General features: G+C 65.5%; 18 protein-coding genes. 8 read left to right on the top strand and 10 right to left on the bottom strand.

Annotated elements, in window-relative coordinates:
• Positions 1 to 135 precede the first annotated feature (135 nt).
• Together P3T42_RS07335 and P3T42_RS07330 are read left to right on the top strand one after the other, a co-directional pair.
• Positions 136 to 2,100, top strand: coding sequence for an ATP-binding cassette domain-containing protein (locus tag P3T42_RS07335; RefSeq protein WP_429305565.1), 1,965 nt, complete (start codon positions 136 to 138; stop codon positions 2,098 to 2,100).
• A 71-nt stretch (positions 2,101 to 2,171) separates the two neighbouring features.
• Complete coding sequence (locus tag P3T42_RS07330) at positions 2,172 to 3,251, top strand: CaiB/BaiF CoA transferase family protein (protein WP_429305628.1); 1,080 nt, start codon at positions 2,172 to 2,174, stop codon at positions 3,249 to 3,251.
• 12 nt (positions 3,252 to 3,263) lie between these two features.
• Here P3T42_RS07330 and P3T42_RS07325 read toward each other — a convergent pair whose 3' ends face one another.
• From P3T42_RS07325 to alr, 3 genes are all read right to left on the bottom strand, one after another.
• Positions 3,264 to 3,527, bottom strand: a complete 264-nt coding sequence (locus P3T42_RS07325; RefSeq protein ID WP_074299662.1) for a DUF2866 domain-containing protein — start codon at positions 3,525 to 3,527, stop codon at positions 3,264 to 3,266.
• Between the two features lie 139 nt (positions 3,528 to 3,666).
• Positions 3,667 to 5,043: a DNA repair protein RadA gene (radA, locus tag P3T42_RS07320; protein ID WP_074299664.1), complete on the bottom strand. Its 1,377-nt coding sequence runs from the start codon at positions 5,041 to 5,043 to the stop codon at positions 3,667 to 3,669.
• A gap of 98 nt (positions 5,044 to 5,141) precedes the next feature.
• Positions 5,142 to 6,212, bottom strand: coding sequence for an alanine racemase (alr, locus tag P3T42_RS07315; RefSeq protein WP_074299666.1), 1,071 nt, complete (start codon positions 6,210 to 6,212; stop codon positions 5,142 to 5,144).
• A gap of 218 nt (positions 6,213 to 6,430) precedes the next feature.
• Here alr and lplT point away from each other — a divergent pair, with 218 nt between their 5' ends.
• Positions 6,431 to 7,738, top strand: coding sequence for a lysophospholipid transporter LplT (lplT, locus tag P3T42_RS07310; protein ID WP_429305564.1), 1,308 nt, complete (start codon positions 6,431 to 6,433; stop codon positions 7,736 to 7,738).
• Positions 7,739 to 7,840: 102 nt separating this feature from the next.
• Positions 7,841 to 8,647 (top strand): bifunctional hydroxymethylpyrimidine kinase/phosphomethylpyrimidine kinase, encoded by an 807-nt coding sequence (gene thiD / locus P3T42_RS07305; protein WP_429305563.1) that lies wholly within the window; start codon positions 7,841 to 7,843, stop codon positions 8,645 to 8,647.
• Between the two features lie 66 nt (positions 8,648 to 8,713).
• Here thiD and P3T42_RS07300 read toward each other — a convergent pair whose 3' ends face one another.
• Genes P3T42_RS07300 through tsaB form a run of 4 tightly spaced genes read right to left on the bottom strand, consistent with a single transcriptional unit; the run spans position 8,714 to position 12,093 of the window.
• Positions 8,714 to 9,691 carry a DUF1853 family protein gene (locus P3T42_RS07300; protein ID WP_429305562.1) on the bottom strand — a complete coding sequence of 326 codons (978 nt, stop codon included), beginning with the start codon at positions 9,689 to 9,691 and terminating at the stop codon, positions 8,714 to 8,716.
• Positions 9,691 to 10,746, bottom strand: coding sequence for a uracil-DNA glycosylase (locus tag P3T42_RS07295; protein ID WP_429305561.1), 1,056 nt, complete (start codon positions 10,744 to 10,746; stop codon positions 9,691 to 9,693). The genes P3T42_RS07300 and P3T42_RS07295 overlap by 1 nt, the downstream gene beginning before the upstream one ends.
• A complete protein-coding gene (gene rimI / locus P3T42_RS07290; RefSeq protein ID WP_074299674.1) occupies positions 10,733 to 11,227 on the bottom strand; it encodes a ribosomal protein S18-alanine N-acetyltransferase in 495 nt (164 codons plus the stop codon). The genes P3T42_RS07295 and rimI overlap by 14 nt, the downstream gene beginning before the upstream one ends.
• Entirely contained in the window at positions 11,224 to 12,093 is an 870-nt protein-coding gene (gene tsaB, locus P3T42_RS07285; protein WP_429305560.1) for a tRNA (adenosine(37)-N6)-threonylcarbamoyltransferase complex dimerization subunit type 1 TsaB, read from the bottom strand. The genes rimI and tsaB overlap by 4 nt, the downstream gene beginning before the upstream one ends.
• Before the next feature lie 249 nt (positions 12,094 to 12,342).
• Here tsaB and P3T42_RS07280 point away from each other — a divergent pair, with 249 nt between their 5' ends.
• Positions 12,343 to 12,612: an acyl-CoA-binding protein gene (locus P3T42_RS07280; protein WP_074299679.1), complete on the top strand. Its 270-nt coding sequence runs from the start codon at positions 12,343 to 12,345 to the stop codon at positions 12,610 to 12,612.
• A gap of 37 nt (positions 12,613 to 12,649) precedes the next feature.
• On the opposite strand, the gene P3T42_RS07275 is transcribed toward P3T42_RS07280, so the two are convergent.
• Positions 12,650 to 13,030, bottom strand: a complete 381-nt coding sequence (locus P3T42_RS07275) for a hypothetical protein (RefSeq protein WP_429305559.1) — start codon at positions 13,028 to 13,030, stop codon at positions 12,650 to 12,652.
• On the opposite strand from P3T42_RS07275, the gene P3T42_RS07270 reads away from it, so the two are divergent.
• Positions 13,029 to 14,657, top strand: coding sequence for a DEAD/DEAH box helicase (locus tag P3T42_RS07270; protein WP_429305558.1), 1,629 nt, complete (start codon positions 13,029 to 13,031; stop codon positions 14,655 to 14,657). The genes P3T42_RS07275 and P3T42_RS07270 overlap by 2 nt on opposite strands.
• 463 nt (positions 14,658 to 15,120) lie before the next feature.
• Positions 15,121 to 16,428: an isocitrate lyase gene (aceA, locus tag P3T42_RS07265; RefSeq protein WP_074299686.1), complete on the top strand. Its 1,308-nt coding sequence runs from the start codon at positions 15,121 to 15,123 to the stop codon at positions 16,426 to 16,428.
• Between the two features lie 365 nt (positions 16,429 to 16,793).
• Here aceA and P3T42_RS07260 read toward each other — a convergent pair whose 3' ends face one another.
• A complete protein-coding gene (locus tag P3T42_RS07260) occupies positions 16,794 to 17,228 on the bottom strand; it encodes a universal stress protein (protein WP_074301659.1) in 435 nt (144 codons plus the stop codon).
• Positions 17,229 to 17,399: 171 nt separating this feature from the next.
• Positions 17,400 to 18,302: a LysR family transcriptional regulator gene (locus tag P3T42_RS07255; RefSeq protein ID WP_074299688.1), complete on the bottom strand. Its 903-nt coding sequence runs from the start codon at positions 18,300 to 18,302 to the stop codon at positions 17,400 to 17,402.
• A 189-nt stretch (positions 18,303 to 18,491) separates the two neighbouring features.
• On the opposite strand from P3T42_RS07255, the gene P3T42_RS07250 reads away from it, so the two are divergent.
• Positions 18,492 to 19,259, top strand: coding sequence for a haloacid dehalogenase type II (locus tag P3T42_RS07250; RefSeq protein ID WP_429305557.1), 768 nt, complete (start codon positions 18,492 to 18,494; stop codon positions 19,257 to 19,259).
• Positions 19,260 to 19,321: the final 62 nt, after the last annotated feature.

The raw sequence follows: 19,321 nt of genomic DNA, 5'->3' as shown, positions 1-19,321 counted from the left end.
GTCCCATGCAACATGTTTGACGAAAGGCGTCAGTCTAAGCGAAAAGCTCCCGCGGCACAGTTGGCCGAACGGCCAATCCCGCGCGCACCGCTCCCCGGTCTAAAATAGCGTTTTTTCCAAGCCGGCCTCCTCTTTGTGATCCGCTTTAACCAGTTCAGTCTCGCGCGCGGCACCAAGCCGCTCTTCGAACACACCACCTTCACCCTGAACCCCGGCGAGAAGGCCGGGCTGGTCGGGGCGAACGGCGCGGGCAAGTCGACCCTGTTTGCCGTGCTGCTCGGCGAACTGCACGCGGACGCCGGCGATTTCTCAATGCCGCCGTCCTGGCAGATCGCCCACGTGGCACAGGAAACCCCCGCCGTCGACAAAACGGCGCTCGCCTACACGCTCGACGGCGACGCCGCGTTGCGCGCCATCGAAGCAGCGATTGCAGCGGCCTCGGCCGCGCACGACGGCGCCGCGGAGGGCGAAGCCCACGCCGCCTTTGCCGACGCCGACGGCTACACCGCCCCCGCGCGCGCCGAAGCGCTGCTGCTGGGTCTCGGCTTCACGCTCGAACAGACCCGCCTGCCCGTGGCCAGCTTCTCCGGCGGCTGGCGCATGCGCCTGAATCTCGCCCAGGCGCTGATGTGCCGCTCCGACCTGCTGCTGCTCGACGAGCCGACCAACCACCTGGACCTCGACGCCATCGTCTGGCTCGAAGACTGGCTGCACCGCTATCCGGGCACGCTGATCGTGATCTCGCACGACCGTGAATTTCTCGATTCGATCTGCAACGTCACGCTGCATCTGGAGCACCAGCAGATCAAGCGTTACGGCGGCAATTATTCGCAGTTCGAAATCCTGCGTGCGCAGCAGATCGCGCTGCAGCAGAGCGCCTATGAAAAGCAGCAGCGCACGGTCGAACATCTGCAAAGCTACATCAACCGTTTCAAGGCGCAGGCCACCAAGGCACGCCAGGCGCAGAGCCGGGTGAAGGCGCTCGAAAAGATGGAGCTGATCGCGCCCGCACATGCGTCGTCGCCCTTCACGTTCGAGTTCCGCACGCCGGATTCCGCACCGAACCCGATGATGGTGATGGAAAGCGTGCGCTGCGGCTATCGCAACGAAGGCGGCGAAATCCCGATCGTCGAGCACGTCAACCTGTCGATCCAGAACGGTCAGCGCATCGGTCTACTAGGCGCGAACGGCCAGGGCAAGTCCACCCTCATCAAGACGCTCGCCGGCACGCTCGAGGCGCTCGGCGGCGATGTCCGCGAAGGCAAGGGGCTGCGCATCGGCTACTTCGCGCAGCATCAGCTCGAAACATTGCGCCCGCAAGACTCGGCGCTGCAGCATCTGGCACGGCTCGCGCCCGACACGCGCGAACAGGAATTGCGCGACTTCCTCGGTGGCTTCAACTTCTCCGGGGAGATGGCAACGGCGGCGATCGCACCGTTTTCGGGCGGCGAAAAAGCGCGCCTCGCGCTCGCGCTGGTGATCTGGCAAAAGCCGAACCTGCTGCTGCTCGACGAGCCGACCAACCACCTGGATCTGGAAACCCGGCACGCGTTGACCATGGCGCTCGCCCAGTTCGAAGGCACGCTGATCCTCGTCTCGCACGACCGTCATCTGTTGCGCGCCACCACCGATCAATTCATGCTGGTGGCCAAACACAGGCTGCAACCGTTCGACGGCGACCTCGACGACTATCGCGACTGGCTGCTGCAGCACGCCGCCGAACAGCGTGCGGCGCTGAAGGCGGCGAGCGCAGGCAACGCGGCCGGCAACGCAACGAACGGCGGCAATAACGGCAACGCCGAAGACAGCGCGGCAAGCCGCAAGGAACAGCGCCGTCAGGACGCCGAAACACGCCAGAAACTGTCGCACCTGAAGAAGCCGCTGCAAAGCCGCATCAGCAAGATCGAAAAGGAAATGGACGCGTTGAACGCGGAAAAGGCGACGCTCGATACGTTCGTCGCCGATCCAGCCAGTTACGATCCGGAACAGAAGACCCGCCTCACGGAGGCGATCCGCCGTCAGGCGGACGTGAATGCGCGTCTCGAAGCACTCGAGGCCGAATGGCTCGACACGCACGAGGAGCTTGAGCAAATCGGTTAGCGCCGCCGGGTGAAGGCCGGCCCCGCGTTTTCTACCTACGAGAGAGGTTGGCTTTGACGTCTCCCGCTGCATTGCAAGGCCTGCGCGTACTCGATCTGACGCGCCTGTTGCCCGGCCCCGTCGCGGCCCTGCGCCTCGCGGAACTGGGCGCGGACGTGCTGAAGATCGAAGCGCCCGGCGCCGGCGACCCCACGCGCACGATGCTGCAGGCGTCGAGCGATCGGGTCGCCGGCCGCCCCGGCGCCTTCTACCGGATGGTCAACCGCGGCAAGCGCGAGACGCGGCTCGATCTCAAGTCAGAAGCGGGACGCACCGTGCTGCGTGCGCTCGCACGGGAAGCCGACGTGCTGATCGAGAGCTTCCGGCCGGGCGTGATGGAGCGGCTCGGCATCGGCTACGAAACGCTGAGCGCGCTCAATCCGAAACTCGTCTACTGCGCGATCAGCGGCTATGGTTCGACCGGTCCCTTCGCCGGTCACGCCGGACACGACCTGAACTACATCGCCTACGCGGGCGTGCTCGAACAACTGGCGAGCCGCGACGGCACGCCGGTCCTGCCGAACTTCCAGATTGCCGACCTGCTGGGCGGCGCCGCGAGCGCGGTTTCGCAGATTCTCGCCGCGCTGTGGTGCGTGGCGCGCGGCGGCAACGGCCGCTTCGTCGACGTCTCGATGACGCACAGCAGCCACGCGAACAACTTCCTCGCCCAGGTCTCGCTCGCCAACGACGGCGCCGCGCCGCAGGCCGGCGCCGGCCTGCTGAACGGCGGCGTCGCCTGCTACAACCTGTACCGCACGAAAGACGGGCGCTGGCTCGCAGTCGCGGCGCTCGAACTCAAGTTCTGGGAAACGCTGTGCCACGCGCTCGACCGCCCGGAGTGGGCGTTCCGCCACTGGAGCGTCGGCCAGGCCATCGGCGGTCCAGATGCGCTCGCGCTGATCCAGGACCTCGCCGGCCTGATTGCAAGCCGGTCGCTGGAAGATTGGGTACGTTTGCTGGAGCCGCTCGATTGCTGTGTTTCGCCGGTGCTGACGGCCGCCGAAGCGGCGCAGCATCCGCTTTTCAATCCGGAGACGGAGACAGAGACAGATAGCCAGGCGCAGACCAGCGCGAGCGAATCACCGGATGAGGCCGGCGGGCTGCCGCAATAGAAGCCTCCTCCTCTACCGCCGTGGCAAAGTCTGCCGCGGCGCGCGTTCGTCGTCGTACAGCATATATTTGCGGCCTTCCACATGCCGGTCGATGGTGGCACGCACTTCATCGGGCGTCACGTTCTCAGCCACGACGCGCCGCGAGATCTGGCCGGTGGTGTCGATCCACTCGACGATCCGGCACGCTCCGCCCCAAGGCTGGCGGATGGGCGCAGAGACGCGGCAGCCGCGCACCTGCATCGGACGCTCGGTCACGGTTTCATGAGACTGTTTCAAGGCGCGATCCTTTTCCGCTTGAGGGATGGCAGACCCGCCCAGCTTAGGGAATACGCGCGTTGCGTTGGTTACAGGCTCGAGGGAGTTATTTACGGAGCATTACTTGGCAAAGACGGCTTCATTGCACCGCGAACGCGCCTTACTCAAGGGTCCTGATCCGGTCGATCGCCTGTTCGAGCCGGTCGACAGCAATAACCTGTAAGCCGTCGATGGGCTGCTTGGGTGCGTTCGCCTTCGGAATCAGCGCAATCGAAAAACCCAGCTTGGCGGCTTCCTTGAGCCGGTCCTGGCCACGCGGCGACGGCCGGATTTCGCCCGCCAGCCCCACTTCGCCGAACACGATCAAGCCCTTCGGCAGCGCCTTGTTGCGCATCGACGAATGGATCGCCAGCAGCACCGCGAGGTCGGCGGCCGGCTCGGTGATCTTGACGCCGCCCACCGCATTCAGGAACACGTCCTGATCGAAGCAGGCAATGCCGGCATGCCGGTGCAGCACGGCGAGCAGCATCGCCAGCCGGTTCTGTTCCAGACCCACCGCGAGGCGGCGGGGATTGGGCACATTGGCGGCGTCCACCAGCGCCTGGATTTCGACCAGTAGCGGCCGCGAGCCTTCCTGCGTCACCAGCACGCACGAACCCGGCACGACCTGTTCGTGCTGCGACAAAAACAGCGCCGACGGATTCGCCACGCCGCGCAGGCCGCGCTCGGTCATCGCGAACACGCCCAGTTCGTTGACCGCGCCGAAGCGGTTCTTGAACGCGCGCACGAGACGGAACGACGAGTGCGTGTCGCCCTCGAAATACAGCACGGTGTCGACGATGTGTTCGAGTACGCGCGGACCAGCCAGATTGCCTTCCTTGGTCACGTGGCCGACCATGATGATCGCGGTGCCCGACTGCTTGGCAATCCGCGTCAGTTGCGCCGCGCACTCGCGCACCTGGGCGACCGAGCCCGGCGCCGAAGTCAGGGCCTCGGAATAGACCGTCTGGATCGAATCGATCACGGCCACGTCGGGCCGTTCGCTTTCGATCGTCGCCTGGATTTTTTCGAGCTGGATTTCGGCGAGGAGCCGCAGTTCGCTCGCCTTGGAGCCCGGATCGAGCAGTGACAGCCGCTGCGCCCGCAAGGCAATCTGCGCAGCCGATTCTTCGCCGCTGATATAGAGCGCGCGCCGGTCGTGGGCAATTTCCGCGAGCGACTGGAGCAGCAGCGTCGATTTGCCGATGCCCGGATCGCCGCCGATCAGCACCACGCCGCCCGGCACCAGGCCACCGCCCAATACGCGGTCGAATTCGCTGACGCCGGTGGAAAAGCGCGGCACGTCCGACGCTTCGATATCCGCGAGGCGCTGCACCGGCGCGCTCTTCGCGAGCGACTGAAAGCGGTGCGCGGACGGCGATTCGGCCACCGTCTCCACCAGCGTGTTCCATGCATGACATGCCGGGCACTGGCCCTGCCACTTGGGCGCCTGCCCGCCACATTCGGTGCAGGTGTACATCGTCTTCTGTTTAGCCACGCGCCCTTGCCTGTGAGGTTGATCTATCTGCTGCGACGTCTGTTGCGACGTCTGTTTCCGGCGCTGCCTGCAACGCCGGATCAGCGCTGCCTACAGCGTTATTCCGCCCGCACCGGCACCCGCGGTGCCACCGCGCACATCAGCTCGTAGCCGATCGTGCCGCACGCCTGGGCGACGTCGTCGATCGGCAGCGTATTGCCCCACAACTCGACGCGCGAGCCGACGCCCGCCGTCGGACACGGCGTCAGATCGACGGTCAGCATATCCATCGACACCCGGCCGACAATCCGCGTGCGCACCCCATCGACGATCACCGGCGTGCCTTCCGGCGCAACACGCGGATAGCCGTCCGCATAGCCGCATGCCACCACGCCAATGCGCATCGGCGCACGCGCCTTGAAGATCGAGCCGTAGCCCACCGTCTGGCCCGCGGCGATGCTCTGCACCGCGATCAATTCCGACGCGAGCGTCATGGCCGGCTGCAGGCCCGTGCCTTCGATGGCCTTCGTCACGCCCGAAGGCGACGCGCCGTACAAGATGATGCCCGGCCGCACCCAGTCGAAATGCGACGCCGGGTGCCACAGCGTGGCCGCCGAATTGGCCAGGCTGCGCGCCCCCGCGATGCCCTGCGCGCCGCGTTCGAACGCTTCCATCTGCGAGGCGACGCCGCGTTCGCCGTCCGCGTCCGCGAAATGCGTCATCAGCGTGATCTGCCCCACGCCCTGGCACGCGCGCGCCCGTTCCCACGCCGCCCGGAAACGCTCCGGCGTATAGCCGAGACGGTTCATGCCGCTATTCATTTTCAACTGAATATTGACGGGCTTCGACAGGCGCGCCATTTCCAGCATGCGCAACTGCTCGTCCGAATGCAGCGCCGTGCTCAGGCTGTAGCGGTCGATCACGTCGATATCGGTGGGGCGGAAAAAGCCTTCCAGCAACAAAATTGGCCCAGCCCAGCCCAATTCACGCAACTTCACCGCTTCTTCGAGGTCGAGCAATCCAAAGCCGTCGGTTGCGCGCAGACCGGGAAAGGCTCTGGCGAGGCCGTGCCCGTAGGCGTTGGCCTTGACTACCGCCCAGATTTTCGAAGTTGGGGCGTAACGGCGGACGACGGCGAGGTTATTGGCGAGTGCAGCGGTGTGGATCGTGGCTGAGAGGGGGCGCGGCATGGGAAATTTTCGTAAAGACGCTTGCGAATCAGGAGCTTACAGTGCGTTTTCAGTGCTCAGGAGCCCGCTGGGCGGTGCGATCAAGGATTCTGCTAGTCCGAATCCAGCTATTTTCATGATATAAAGCCGTGCGCACAACCCATTTCGAACGGAATAAGCCCGGACGCCTTGCACACGGCCGGGGCGGACGGACCGCAGCGAGGACAGCATCGCATCAGATGAAAAAAGGTTTTTACACCATCATGGCCGCGCAGTTTTTTTCGTCGCTGGCCGACAATGCGCTTCTGATTGCTGCTATTGCACTGCTGAAAGACCTGCATGCCCCGAACTGGATGACGCCGCTGCTCAAGCTGTTCTTTGTGCTGTCGTACGTCGTTCTTGCTGCTTTCGTCGGCGCCTTCGCCGATTCGCGTCCGAAGGGGCGCGTGATGTTCGTCACCAATACCATCAAGGTAGTCGGCTGCTTCACGATGCTGGTCGGCGCGCATCCGCTGATCGCGTACGGCATTGTCGGATTCGGCGCTGCAGCGTATTCGCCGGCCAAGTACGGCATCCTCACCGAACTGCTGCCGCCTGACCGCCTCGTCGCCGCGAACGGCTGGATCGAAGGCACCACGGTCGGCTCGATCATTCTCGGCACGGTATTGGGCGGCGCGCTGATCAGTCCGCATATCGCGTCGCACATCCTCAAGCACCACATTCCCACCGTCAACACGCCAGCCGAAGCGGCGATGCTCGTGATCATGGCGATCTACGTGATTGCCGCGCTTTTCAATCTGCGCATTCCCGACACCGGCGCACGCTATCCGCAACAGGAACGCGGCCCGATCAAGCTCGTCACCGATTTCGCCGAATGCTTCCAGATTCTCTGGCACGACAAGCTCGGCCAGATCTCGCTCGCCGTCACCACCCTCTTCTGGGGCGCCGGTGCGACCTTGCAGTTCATCGTGCTGAAGTGGGCCGAAGTGTCGCTCGGCATGTCGCTCTCGGAAGGCGCGATCCTGCAGGCTGTCGTCGCGGTCGGCGTGGCCGCGGGGGCGATCATCGCCGCCTCGCGCGTGCCGCTCAAGAAGTCGCTCTCGGTGCTGCCGGTCGGCATCATGATGGGTATCGCGGTGATGATGATGGCCTTCTACACCCGCGATCTGTTCCCGGCGCATTGGGGCATTTACTTCGGCCGCATGCACGTGCCGGGCTATCTGATCCTCGCTTATATCTTCCTGATGATCGTCGGCGGCCTGTCCGGTTTTTTCGTGGTGCCGATGAATGCGCTGCTGCAGCATCGCGGCCACGTGCTGCTTTCAGCCGGCCACTCGATCGCCGTGCAGAACTTCAACGAGAACCTCTCGGTCCTCGTGATGCTGTGCCTCTATGCCGTACTGGTGTGGCTCGACGTGCCGGTGTCGGCGGTGATCGTGCTGTTCGGCACCTTCGTCTGCGTGATGATGTGGTTCGTGATGCGGCGCCACCAGGCCAACCAGCGCGCGTTCGATTCGGTCGCCCTGATCGGCGAAGTGAAACACTGACGCGCGCCTTTGAGACGCCATTCTGACGCGCTACGCTAAAGCGCCGGAATGCACGCATGCGGGATGCGCGCCGCGCCCGCGCTTCTTTCTTTCCAGCCTCCCATGACTCAACCGATTCCCAACGTCCTGACGATCGCCGGTTCCGACTCCGGCGGCGGCGCCGGCATTCAGGCCGACCTCAAGGCTTTCTCGGCGCTGGGCGCGTATGGCGCGAGCGTCATCACGGCGCTGACTGCGCAGAACACACGCGGCGTCACGGCGATTCATACGCCCGATCCGGCGTTTATCGCGGCGCAACTCGACGCGGTGTTCGACGATATCCGCATCGACGCGGTGAAGATCGGCATGCTGGCCAACGCGCAGGTCGCACGGGCCGTCGCCGAGGCGCTGCGGCGTTATCGGCCAAAGCACGTCGTGCTCGATACCGTGATGATTTCCAAGAGCAATCACGCGCTGCTCGCCCCCGACGCGGTGGCCGTGGTACGCGACGAGTTGCTGCCGCTCGCCGACCTGCTGACGCCGAATCTGCCGGAAGCGGCCGCGTTGCTGGGACGCGCGCCCGCCACCGACGAAGCCGGCATGATCGAACAAGGCGAAGCGCTGCGGGCACTCGGGGCACGCGCCGTGCTGATGAAAGGCGGCCACCTTAGCGCCGCCGACAGCCCCGACTGGCTGGTGCAGGACAGCGGCACGCTGCGCCTTTACGCTGCGCGTGTGCCGGTGAAGAACACGCATGGCACGGGCTGTACGCTGTCGTCGGCGATTGCAGCGCTGATTCCGCAGCGCGCGGATCTCGCGAGTGCGGTCGCCGATGCGAAGACTTATCTGACCGGCGCGCTGCAGGCGAGCGATCAACTCGACGTCGGTCAGGGCGTCGGTCCGGTGCATCATTTTTATCGGTGGTGGTGAGGCGCGTGGCGGCGTGAGTGGTAGCGCGCGGGGTGGCGCGCCTCGTCACCGCAGCGCCGGTTGCGCTCACTGACGCGCAAATGCCCGCGCCTTTTGCGGCCAGTCGTCCGGCACGATAAAGCCGCGCGAACGCTCGACCCAGCGGCCCGCATCGTCGAGATGGAAAGCCGCCACCATCGTCGGGCCGTTCTGATGGGCGACACGTTCGCTCAAAGCACTGGCTTCGACGAATGCGATGCCCGCCGCTTCCGCCGTCCCTGGCTCATGCCGGCGCGGCGCCAGCCACTCGAGCCGCGGCAACACCCGCCAAGCTTGCGCATGGTCGGCCGCAAAAGCCGGCCAATCCGTGCGAGTGGCCCACCAGCCGCGCGCATGCGCCGGATCGAGTTCGACGGGATCGCTTGTCGTTTCGCCGTGCGGGTAAAACAGCCAGCCCTTGATGAACATCTGTGGTTCCCACGGCCCCACATGTCCGAGCGAGGCGAACTCCTCGCGCGCGCTGAGCGGCAACTGATGATCGAGCACGTGAGTGAGCTTCAGATCGAAGCGGTCCTGCAGATTGGGCCCGACGTAATCGGCCAGTTGCGCCCGTCCATCGCCGGCGTGCAGATAGCACTTGACCGCCAATTCCCAGTGCAACCGTCGCCCCGCCTGCGTCTGCACCAGAAAATCGCACTCGCCCAAGGTCAGACCGGCGCGCCGCAGCGGCACGTTCGCGGCAACCAGGCGGGCCGTCGGCCCGTGCTGCAGAAACCACCCGAGCAGGCATTCCGCGTAGCGGCCAAGACGCGTCACGCGCGCCGCCGCGAGGTCGCTGTGCAGCGCGCCCGGGTTGGCGTCGAGCGCGTGCAGCCACTCGAGCGTGGCGGCTACCTCGTCCGCCGTTTCGAACGCACTCGCCAGCATCCCGATCGGTGGTTGCGCACGCAACAGGTCGGCACTGAACAGCAACCACGCGAGATCGCGCACCGCGGGCTCGCGCAGCGCATCCCAGTGTGCCGTGGGCACAGCGGCCGGAAGCGCTGCGGCCCCAGGCGTATCCATCAGCCGGTCGCCGCTTCGGTCCCGGCCGCCTTCAGCCAGGTATCGCGGGCGAGGCACAGATCGGTCCACGCCTTCGCCTTGTCGGGCAAGCTGCGCAGCAGATAGGCCGGGTGGTACGTGACGATGACGGGCACGCCCTCATACGCGTGGACGCGGCCGCGCAGGGACGAAATGCTTGCGTCGGTCTTCAGCAGGCTCTGCGCGGCGAAACGGCCCAGCGCGACGATCAGCTTCGGCTTGACGAGCGCGACCTGGCGCTGCAAATACGGCTCGCAGCGCGCGACTTCGTCCGGTTCGGGATTGCGATTGCCGGGCGGCCGGCACTTGATCACGTTGGCAATGTAGACGTTGGTGTCGCGCGCGAGCGTCAGCGAACGCAGCATGTTGTCGAGCAGCTTGCCCGCCTGGCCGACGAACGGTTCGCCCAGGCGGTCTTCGTTTTCGCCGGGGGCTTCGCCGATCAGCATCCAGTCGGCGTTGCGGTCGCCCACGCCGAACACCGTGTTGGTGCGCTTCTCGCACAGGCGGCAGCGCTCGCAGGCGGCCACGCGTTCGGCGAGGGCATCCCAGTCGAGGGTCTGCAGCGCGGGTTCGGTGCGTTCCGCGCGTTCGGCCGCAACGATGCTCGCTTCCGACGGCGGCTGGGACGGGAGGTCGTCGAACCACGCGAAATCGTCGTCGGGTGGCGGCGAGGAAGCGGAGGGTTCAGCAGGGGCTGGGCGGGTTGGCTGCGCGGGCCGTGCGGCAGCCCGATCGACCGGCGCGGCGAACTCGCGCGCTTCCTCGGCGCGTGCAGCGGGCGCGCGAGCGCCCTGCTCGAAGGCGTCTTCGCGCCGCCCCGTTGCGGGGCGAGCTTGACCCGCGTCATGTGCAGATCCCTGCCCCAAGCCCTGCACGGGCGCCGTGCCCTCGGCACGCACCGCAGCGCCATCAGGAACAGCCTCGAGCGCCACGGCCACTTCCTCAGCGGCGCCGGCGCCCGCCTGCCCCATGCCGCGCCTCACCCACATCGGCGCGAGGCCGAGTTCTTCCAATGCAGATTCATGCAGCGCCATCTGCGCCCTCCCTGACAAACGAAAAACGCATCACGATGGCGTCCTCCCGGCTGCGATGTCGCGCCGGATAGTAGTTCTTGCGACGGCCGATCGAAGCAAAGCCGAAGCGTTCATAAAGCCGGATGGCCCGTTGGTTCGACGGCCGCACTTCGAGCAGCAGTCCGTCGAGTTTCTCGTTGCGCGTGATGCGCACCGCTTCGCGCAGCAGCGACAGGCCAGCGCCCGCACCCTGCGCGGCGGGCGCCACGCACAGATTCAGCAGATGCATCTCGTCGACCACCGGCATCAGCACGCAGTAGCCGATCAAGGTGCCGGTGACATGGCGCAGGCAGATGCCGAAATAGCCGTTACGCAGCGAGTCTTCGAAATTGCCGCGGCTCCACGGAAACTCATAGGCCGCTTTTTCGATGATGGCGACCTCGTCGAGGTCACCTTCGGTCATTGGCGACATGTAGCGGTCCGCCAGCAACACTCCGCTCATCGTCCGCCCTCGCCTTGAGGTCCGGAGTGAGGCGCCGGCGCGGAGGCAGAGGCCGCTTCGCGGCCGGATGCGGGTTGCGCCGCCTGCTGCGCGCCCGGCGCCTGTTCTGCCTTGGCGGCCTTCTCCGCCTTCCCGGCCATCCGTTCCGCCGTCGTCTGCGCCACCTTGTTGCGCACGTATTCGGGCGCCGCGAGCTCGGCCGGCACAGTACGCCCGGCGCGCAACGCGCGCAACGCCGCAAACGCGAGCGGCAGCGCATGCGGCAGCGCTTCGCCGTCGACGGCCCGCGCCACCGCCCCGGCGGCGAGACGCGCGCCGAACGCGGCAGCGGCATTGCCCGCCAGCGTGAAAGGCGTGTCGGGCAAGGACAGCTTGTCCGGCGCATCGAGCGAGGCCGGCTGGATCGTGCGCCATTCGCCTTCGGCTTCGTCCCACGCAAAGTCGGCCCAATAGACTTCGTCCATGCGGGCGTCAAGCGCCGCCACGACGCGCTTGACCGACGGATCGCGCAGACGCGCGCTCTCGGCACAGGCGAGCAGCGTGCCGATCGGCACGACAGGACAGTTCAGGCCGAAGGCGAGCCCTTGCGCCACGCCCGTTGCAGTCCGCAGACCGGTGAACGAGCCGGGACCGGCGCCGAACGCAATCGCGTCGCAATCGGCCAGCACGAGGCCGGCTTCGTCGAACAGTTCGCGGATCGCGGGCAACAGGCGCGTGCTGGACACGGCGCCGGTCGCTTCGTGGCGTACCCAGACGCGCGGTTCTTCGGAGCCGGGGGCGCCCGCAGCGGCGGACGCAGCGGACAGGAGCGCGACCGAGCAGAATTCGGTCGACGTATCGAGGGCAAGCAGCACAGTTCGGGTCATGGCCGCTATTGTAATGCGACGCCCCGCCTTGCCGGACACGTGCGGCGCGACTGGAGGTGGGGGGTGCCGCTCAAAGCCGCCTTAAAGTCTCCCCAAAACCCTTCGAAGCCCTTCAAAGCCACCTCAAACCGCCCCGCACCGCCCCGCTCCCCGCGCCGTTTGGAAGAATCGTTCGAGCCTGGTTCGACCCGTCCGTCGATCGCGCTTGATATGATCGACAGCCCATCTTGAATTCGCCACGGAGAAAACATGAGCGACGTCGACGCGCAATTCGCGAAAGCCCACGAAGAGGTCCAACAACTGCCGGAACGCCCGGGCAACCTGACGCTGCTACGCCTGTACGCGCTCTACAAGCAGGCCACCAAGGGCGACGTGCACGGCGACAAGCCCGGCTTCACCGACATCGTCGGCAAGTACAAGTACGACGCCTGGGCAGCGCTGAAAGGCACTGCGCAGGACGCCGCCAAGCAGCAATACGTCGAACTGGTCGAATCGCTGAAAAGCGGCGCTTCGGCCTAAGTCCGGCGCACAAACAAGCGGACATCGGCCCTTTCCTTCACGGAAATGTCTTAATTGTGGCGCGGTGCAGCAAAACCCTATACAATGCTGCCTGCGCTTCACTGCTTTGCCCGGCTTTCTCCCAGCGGCCTTTGCGGCGCAGCGCCTCGTAGCGTTTTGCTCCAATCCAGTTTAGAACCTGTCCCCTCCTGCCTAGCCCCCTACGGGCGATCATGTACCAGGCTGGCGGCACGCCGTGTTGGCATGTCGCAACCGATACAGCTTCTAACGAAAAGCTCGCCTTGATTGTCGCGAGCTGCCCCCGTTTTTCGATTTGCTCGCTGCTTCTTTGCTCGCTGAATCCGACGACTTGGGTATGCCGATTGGCGCCGACGTATTTATTCCGTGCATCACCCAGGATCGTTTCAAGGATTCTCATGACTTCGAGCAATACCCCCAGCAGCCCGTTGAACGCCATCGCCGACCAGGCACTCGGTCTCATCGACACCGACGCAGCACCCGCGCAAGCCGCAGCCGTTGCTGCAGCGCCGGAAGCCGTCGCAGTTGTCGCCGAGGCACCGGCCGGCCCGTCGTTCGCGTCGCTCGGTCTGTCACCGGATGTCGTCTCCGCGCTGACCGCCGCTGGCTACCAGACTCCGACTCCGGTTCAGCAACGCGCCATCCCCGCCGGCATCGCCGGTCGCGATCTGATGGTCTCCAGCCCGACCGGTTCGGGCAAGACCGCCGCGTTCATGCTGCCCGCCATCGAGCGTTTCTCGCAACTGCAAAAGGCGCAAGCCAGCCAGCCGCGCGAGCCGCGTCCGGCTGATGGCGCCCGCACGCGCCGTCCGCAACCGGTTGCCCGTCCGACCATGCTGGTTCTGACGCCGACCCGCGAACTCGCCATGCAGGTCACCACCGCCGCCGCCACGTACGGCAAGCACCTCAAGCGCCTGCGCACCGTCAGCATTCTCGGTGGCGTCGCTTACGGTCAACAGCTGATGCTGCTGGCCAAGAACCCGGAAATCCTGGTGGCAACGCCGGGCCGTCTGATCGACCATCTGGAACGCGGCCGTATCGACCTGTCGCAATTGCAGATCCTCGTGCTCGACGAAGCCGACCGCATGCTGGACATGGGCTTCATCGAAGACATCGAAACGATCGTCGCCGCTACGCCGGCCACGCGTCAAACGATGCTGTTCTCGGCCACGCTCGACGGCAAGATCAGCTCGCTGACCGGCCGTCTGCTGAAGGATCCGGAACGTATCGAGATCGTCCAGCGCATGGAGCAGCGCACCAACATCGCGCAAACCGTCCACTACGTCGACGACCGCGATCACAAGGACCGTCTGCTCGACCATCTGCTGCGCGACTCCGGCCTCGACCAGGCTATCGTGTTCACCGCAACCAAGATGGACGCCGACCAACTGGCTGGCCGTCTGGCCGACGCCGGTTTCGAATCGGCCGCCCTGCACGGCGACCTGCCGCAAGGTGCGCGTAACCGCACCATCAAGGCCCTGCGCGAGCGCCGTGTGCGCGTGCTGGTCGCCACGGACGTCGCCGCTCGCGGTATCGACATCCCGGGCATCACGCACGTGTTCAACTATGACCTGCCGAAGTTCGCGGAAGACTACGTGCACCGTATCGGCCGTACCGGCCGTGCTGGCCGCTCGGGTATCGCCGTGAGCCTCGTGCATCACGCCGAACAAGGCGCGCTCAAGCGCATCGAGCGTTTCGTGCGTACGCCCCTGCCGGTCAATGTCGTCGAAGGTTTTGAGCCGCGCAAGTCGGCTCCGTCGGGCAATGGCCGTCCTGGCTTTGGCGGCCGTGGCCGTCCGGGCGGTGGCAATGGCGGCGCTGGCCGTCGCTTCGGCAGCGGCAGCGGTGCCGGCAAGCCGGCCGGTAACGGCGGCGGCGCTCGCAGCGGTAGCGGCGGCGGCAATGGCGGCAGCTGGGCCGGCAAGTCGGCTGGCGGCGGTTCGCGTGAAGGCTACGGCGGCTCGCGTGACGGTGGCTACGGCGCACGCCGCAGCGACGGTCCGCGTACGGCGCGTCGCGGCAGCTAAGCGGCCAGGGTTGGGGTGGCACAACGCCCTGCGCGGCGGTCCTCAGGACCCTGTGCAGGACCTGTTGCCAGACCCGCTGAAAACGGCCACGGGCGGCCCTCGCCACCCGAACGTCAGAAGAAACCGGTGCTCATGCGCCGGTTTTTTTTCGTCCGCACGGTGGTCGCCTACGATATTTCACGATGTGGAAAATTTTTTTGCCTCGTAAAAAATCGTGCTGCGTGGCACAACAAGGGCTATTGCAGCAGGGGAAACAGCATTTCTCAATGCGAAACAACGTCATTAAGCCACTGATTTATAACAACTAAAAATCTCACACAAAGCGTGACACGCGTCTATTGCACGCGCTTCGATTTGCCTAGACTCTTATATAAGACTTCACGAAACGAAACGCCCCCACGGCACAGCGCTTCGCGAAGACAGGATTCACCGATCCACTATCCAGGCAATCAAGGAGCACACCATGACGTCACGCCAACAGCAAGCACAAGAACTCCAGCAACAGTGGGAAACCGATCCGCGCTGGAAAGGCATCAAGCGCACCTACTCCGCCGACGACGTGGTGCGTCTGCGCGGTTCCGTGCAGGTCGAGCACACGCTCGCGAAGCGCGGCGCGCAAAAGCTGTGGGACAGCGTCAATAACGAGCCGTTCGTGAACTCGCTCGGCGCGCTGACCGGCAACCAGGCCATGCAGCAGGTCAAGGCCGGCCTGAAGGCGATCTATCTGTCGGGCTGGCAGGTGGCGGGCGACGCCAACGTCGCCGGCGAAATGTACCCGGACCAGTCGCTGTATCCGGCCAATTCGGTGCCGCTGGTGGTCAAGCGCATCAACAACACACTGACGCGCGCCGACCAGATCCAGTGGTCGGAAGGCAAGAATCCGGGCGACGAAGGCTACATCGACTACTTCGCGCCGATCGTGGCCGACGCTGAAGCCGGTTTCGGCGGCGTGCTGAACGCCTTCGAACTGATGAAGGCGATGATCGAAGCCGGCGCCTCGGGCGTGCACTTCGAAGACCAGCTCGCCTCTGTGAAGAAGTGCGGCCACATGGGCGGCAAGGTGCTCGTGCCAACCCGCGAAAACATCGCCAAGCTGACCGCCGCGCGTCTGGCCGCCGACGTCTCCGGCACGCCGACCGTCCTGCTCGCCCGCACCGACGCGGAAGCGGCCGACCTCGTCACCTCGGACATCGACGATAACGACAAGCCGTTCCTGACCGGCGAGCGCACTGTCGAAGGTTTCTACCGCACGAGGCCGGGTATCGAACAGGCCATCTCGCGCGGCCTCGCCTACGCGCCGTACGCCGACATGATCTGGTGCGAAACCGGCAAGCCGGACCTCGAATTCGCGAAGCGGTTCGCCGAGGCGATCCACAAGGAGTTCCCGGGCAAGCTGCTGTCGTACAACTGCTCGCCGTCGTTCAACTGGAAGAAGAACCTCGACGACGCGACGATCGCCAAGTTCCAGAAAGAGCTCGGGGCGATGGGCTACAAGTTCCAGTTCATCACGCTGGCCGGCTTCCACGCGCTGAACTACTCGATGTTCAACCTCGCGCACGGCTATGCCCGCACGCAGATGAGCGCCTTCGTCGAAATGCAGCAGGCCGAATTCGCGGCCGCCGAAAAGGGCTTCACCGCCGTGAAGCACCAGCGCGAAGTCGGCACCGGCTACTTCGACGCCGTGACGCAAACGGTCGAACGCGAAGCCTCGACCACCGCGCTGCACGGGTCGACGGAAGACGAGCAGTTCTTCGACAAGAAGGTGGCCTGAGAGGCGTTGCCGCAGCGTCGAAGCGACATTGCGGCGCCCTCGAAGGCAGGTTGAGATACCTCGCAGCAGCCTGAAAGAACGCGCAAGCGGATCGATGGAAGGACAGACGGGAAGCGGCCCCGCCAGAGGGCCGCGATCAGGGAGGAGACAGTCAAGCCGGAGAAGGTCTGCAAAGTGGGCTCACAAGGTCCCAGGACAGACCCGAGCGGACTGGAATCTGAGAGAGAAGCAAGCGGCGCAGGGCAACGTGCCGGGATGGGTCAATACGTGCCCATACACGCCTTTACGTGTCGTTAAGTGTCGTTAGGCAGGACCCGCGCCGGCTTCACCGCCGGCGCGTTTTATTGCGCCGTCGTACACCCGTCTCAGCGATACACGATCACCGGAATCTTCGTATGCGTGAGCACCCGCTGCGTCTCGCTGCCGATCAGCAGGCTGCCGAGTCCGCGGCGTCCGTGCGAGGCCATGAAGATCACATCGCACGCGCCCTTCTCGGCCGCCTCGATGATGCCGAGGTACGGCGAAGGATGCACGCTGGTGCGGCTCGTGACGATTACGCCGACGTGGCGTCCGGCCCGCTCGACCTCCTGCAGATGCACGCGCGCCTCTCGCTCGCTGCGCTCCAGAAAGTCGCCCGGCGGCTCGATCACCACTTCGGAGAACGGCGAGTAGGGATATTGCGGCAGGCACGCGTAAGCCGTGACGCGCGCGCCTACGGCCTGGGCGAGATCGATTGCGCCTTCGATCGCTTTGCGTGACAGATCTGAACCATCGGTCGGAACCAGGATGTGCTTGAACACGGTGCCTCCGTCGTCGTCTGCTGCGGCCGGACCCGGCAAGGCGAAGAGCGCTGCCACGGCAGGCGCCAGGCGGGTCCCTCAATCGATTGTAGTGCGCCTGAACGGACGCAGCGCCCGCGTGCGGGTCTGTCCGCATATCGGAAACCCGCGCGGCGGCGCCGTGCGCCGCCCTCACCCCCAATAACCGGGATGACCGTAGGTATGCTTAAGAAAGTCCAGAAAGAGCCGCACGCGCAGCGGCAAATGACGGCGCTGCGGGAACACCGCATGAATCCCGATGGGCGGCGCGGCGAACTCGTCGAGCACGCTGACGAGCCGGCCGGCGGCGATATCCGTGCCCACTTCCCACCACGAGCGCCACGCGAGGCCGTAGCCGTCGAGACACCACTCGTGCAGCACCGCGCCGTCCGAGCATTCCATGGTGCCGGAGACCTTGATGGACACCACCTTGTCGCCCTGCTGAAACATCCAGCCGCGCTGCTGGTTGGCGCTCGCGCCCAGCGCCAGACAGTTGTGATGGGCCAGATCGGCGAGGCTTTGCGGCGCGCCGCGGCGCGTCAGATAGGCGGGCGACGCCACGCAGACGCGGCGGTTTTCGCCCAGCCGCAGCGACACCAGCGACGAATCCGGCAATTCGCCCAACCGCACCGCACAGTCGAAACCTTCGTTGACCAGATCCACCAGCCGGTCGGACAAGTCGAGCGTGATCGAGACGTCGGGATGCGCGACGGTGAAGGCCGGCACCAGCGGCGCGACGTGCCGGCGGCCGAAGCCGGCCGGCGCCGACAGGCGCAGATGGCCGCTCGCCTTCACGCCGCCCGCCGAGACGCTCGCCTCGGCGTTCTGCATGTCGTGAATCACGCGCTGGCAGTCCTCGAGAAACGCCGAGCCTTCGAAGGTCAAGGTGATCTTGCGGGTGGTGCGCACCAGCAGCTTGACGCCCAGCCGCTCTTCGAGCGCGTCGATGCGGCGGCCGATGATGGCCGGCGCCACGCCCTCCGCCTGCGCGGCCGCCGACAGGCTGCCTTTGGCCGCAACGGCGACGAAAGTTTCGATCTGCTTGAAACGGTCCATGGAGGAGTCGGAGCCCTGCGTACACGGTCGGCCAGAGGCCTTGGCCATGCACGAAAGCGCGCGTATCGGAGTGGCAATGCGCGTCAGATTAGGTGGGTGAAAGTAAAAGATCAAGTGATGTTTAGCCTCTTTTTGAGCGCAGAGCATCACTAATACAATTTGTCTGACCTCGAATTGGAGCGCACGGCAATGTCGGCCACAACGGCAATCTTCCCCAAAGCAGTGATTTTCGACGCCTACGGCACGTTGTTCGACGTGCATTCGGTCGTCGCTGCGGCGGAGCAGATGTTCCCAGGCCACGGCGATGCGCTCTCGCAGTTGTGGCGCCAAAAGCAGATCGAATACACCCAGTTGCGCACGCTGGCCGACCCGGCGGGCGGGCGCTATCAGCCGTTCTGGAACATCACGCTCGACGCGCTGCGCTTCGCGGCCCACAAGCTCGGCCTCACGCTGAATCGCGCGGCGGAAAAGCGTCTGATGGACGAATACGCGTGCCTGTCGGCTTTCCCGGACGCGGTGCCCGCGTTGCGCCGCTTGTATGAGCAGCGCGGTCAGCACGCCCCGCTCGGCCTCGCCATCCTGTCCAACGGCAATCCGCAGATGCTCGACATCGCCGTGAAGAGCGCCGGCATGAGCGGCCTGTTCGACCACGTGCTCTCCGTCGACGCGGTACGCGCCTACAAACCCGCCCCCGCCGCCTACACGCTCGGCACCCAGGCGTTCGGCGCGCAGCCGCGCGAGATCGTCTTCGTGTCGTCGAACGGCTGGGACGCGGCCGGCGCGAACTGGTTCGGCTACACGACTTTCTGGCTCAACCGGCAAGGCGCGCCCGCTGAAGAGCTGGGCGTCACGCCACATGGCACGGGCGGGAGCATGAACGACCTGCTCGATTTTTTAACAACCCTCGCAGCGCCCGAGAGGAGCACAAGCCGTCCGCGCCACAGCCCTGGCGCATGACGGCACGAGCCTACCTCATGGACGCATGCAACGCAGTCCGAAGCAACCCCGCGCATTTCAGG

This window comes from Paraburkholderia sp. GAS38 (assembly GCF_050434965.1).
GTDB classification, from domain to species: domain Bacteria; phylum Pseudomonadota; class Gammaproteobacteria; order Burkholderiales; family Burkholderiaceae; genus Paraburkholderia; species Paraburkholderia phenazinium_A.
The sequence above is the reverse complement of the archived record's forward strand: the minus strand, read 5'-3'. Positions and strand labels throughout refer to the sequence as shown.

What these genes read in the sequence shown, in the direction of transcription:
- alr (WP_074299666.1), bottom strand. Translation starts at nt 6,212, where the DNA reads ATGCCGCGCCCCCTCTCAGCCACGATCCACACCGCTGCACTCGCCAAT.
- lplT (WP_429305564.1), top strand. Translation starts at nt 6,431, where the DNA reads ATGAAAAAAGGTTTTTACACCATCATGGCCGCGCAGTTTTTTTCGTCG.
- thiD (WP_429305563.1), top strand. Translation starts at nt 7,841, where the DNA reads ATGACTCAACCGATTCCCAACGTCCTGACGATCGCCGGTTCCGACTCC.
- P3T42_RS07300 (WP_429305562.1), bottom strand. Translation starts at nt 9,691, where the DNA reads ATGGATACGCCTGGGGCCGCAGCGCTTCCGGCCGCTGTGCCCACGGCA.
- P3T42_RS07295 (WP_429305561.1), bottom strand. Translation starts at nt 10,746, where the DNA reads ATGGCGCTGCATGAATCTGCATTGGAAGAACTCGGCCTCGCGCCGATG.
- rimI (WP_074299674.1), bottom strand. Translation starts at nt 11,227, where the DNA reads ATGAGCGGAGTGTTGCTGGCGGACCGCTACATGTCGCCAATGACCGAA.
- tsaB (WP_429305560.1), bottom strand. Translation starts at nt 12,093, where the DNA reads ATGACCCGAACTGTGCTGCTTGCCCTCGATACGTCGACCGAATTCTGC.
- P3T42_RS07280 (WP_074299679.1), top strand. Translation starts at nt 12,343, where the DNA reads ATGAGCGACGTCGACGCGCAATTCGCGAAAGCCCACGAAGAGGTCCAA.
- P3T42_RS07270 (WP_429305558.1), top strand. Translation starts at nt 13,029, where the DNA reads ATGACTTCGAGCAATACCCCCAGCAGCCCGTTGAACGCCATCGCCGAC.
- P3T42_RS07275 (WP_429305559.1), bottom strand. Translation starts at nt 13,030, where the DNA reads ATGAGAATCCTTGAAACGATCCTGGGTGATGCACGGAATAAATACGTC.
- aceA (WP_074299686.1), top strand. Translation starts at nt 15,121, where the DNA reads ATGACGTCACGCCAACAGCAAGCACAAGAACTCCAGCAACAGTGGGAA.
- P3T42_RS07255 (WP_074299688.1), bottom strand. Translation starts at nt 18,302, where the DNA reads ATGGACCGTTTCAAGCAGATCGAAACTTTCGTCGCCGTTGCGGCCAAA.
- P3T42_RS07250 (WP_429305557.1), top strand. Translation starts at nt 18,492, where the DNA reads ATGTCGGCCACAACGGCAATCTTCCCCAAAGCAGTGATTTTCGACGCC.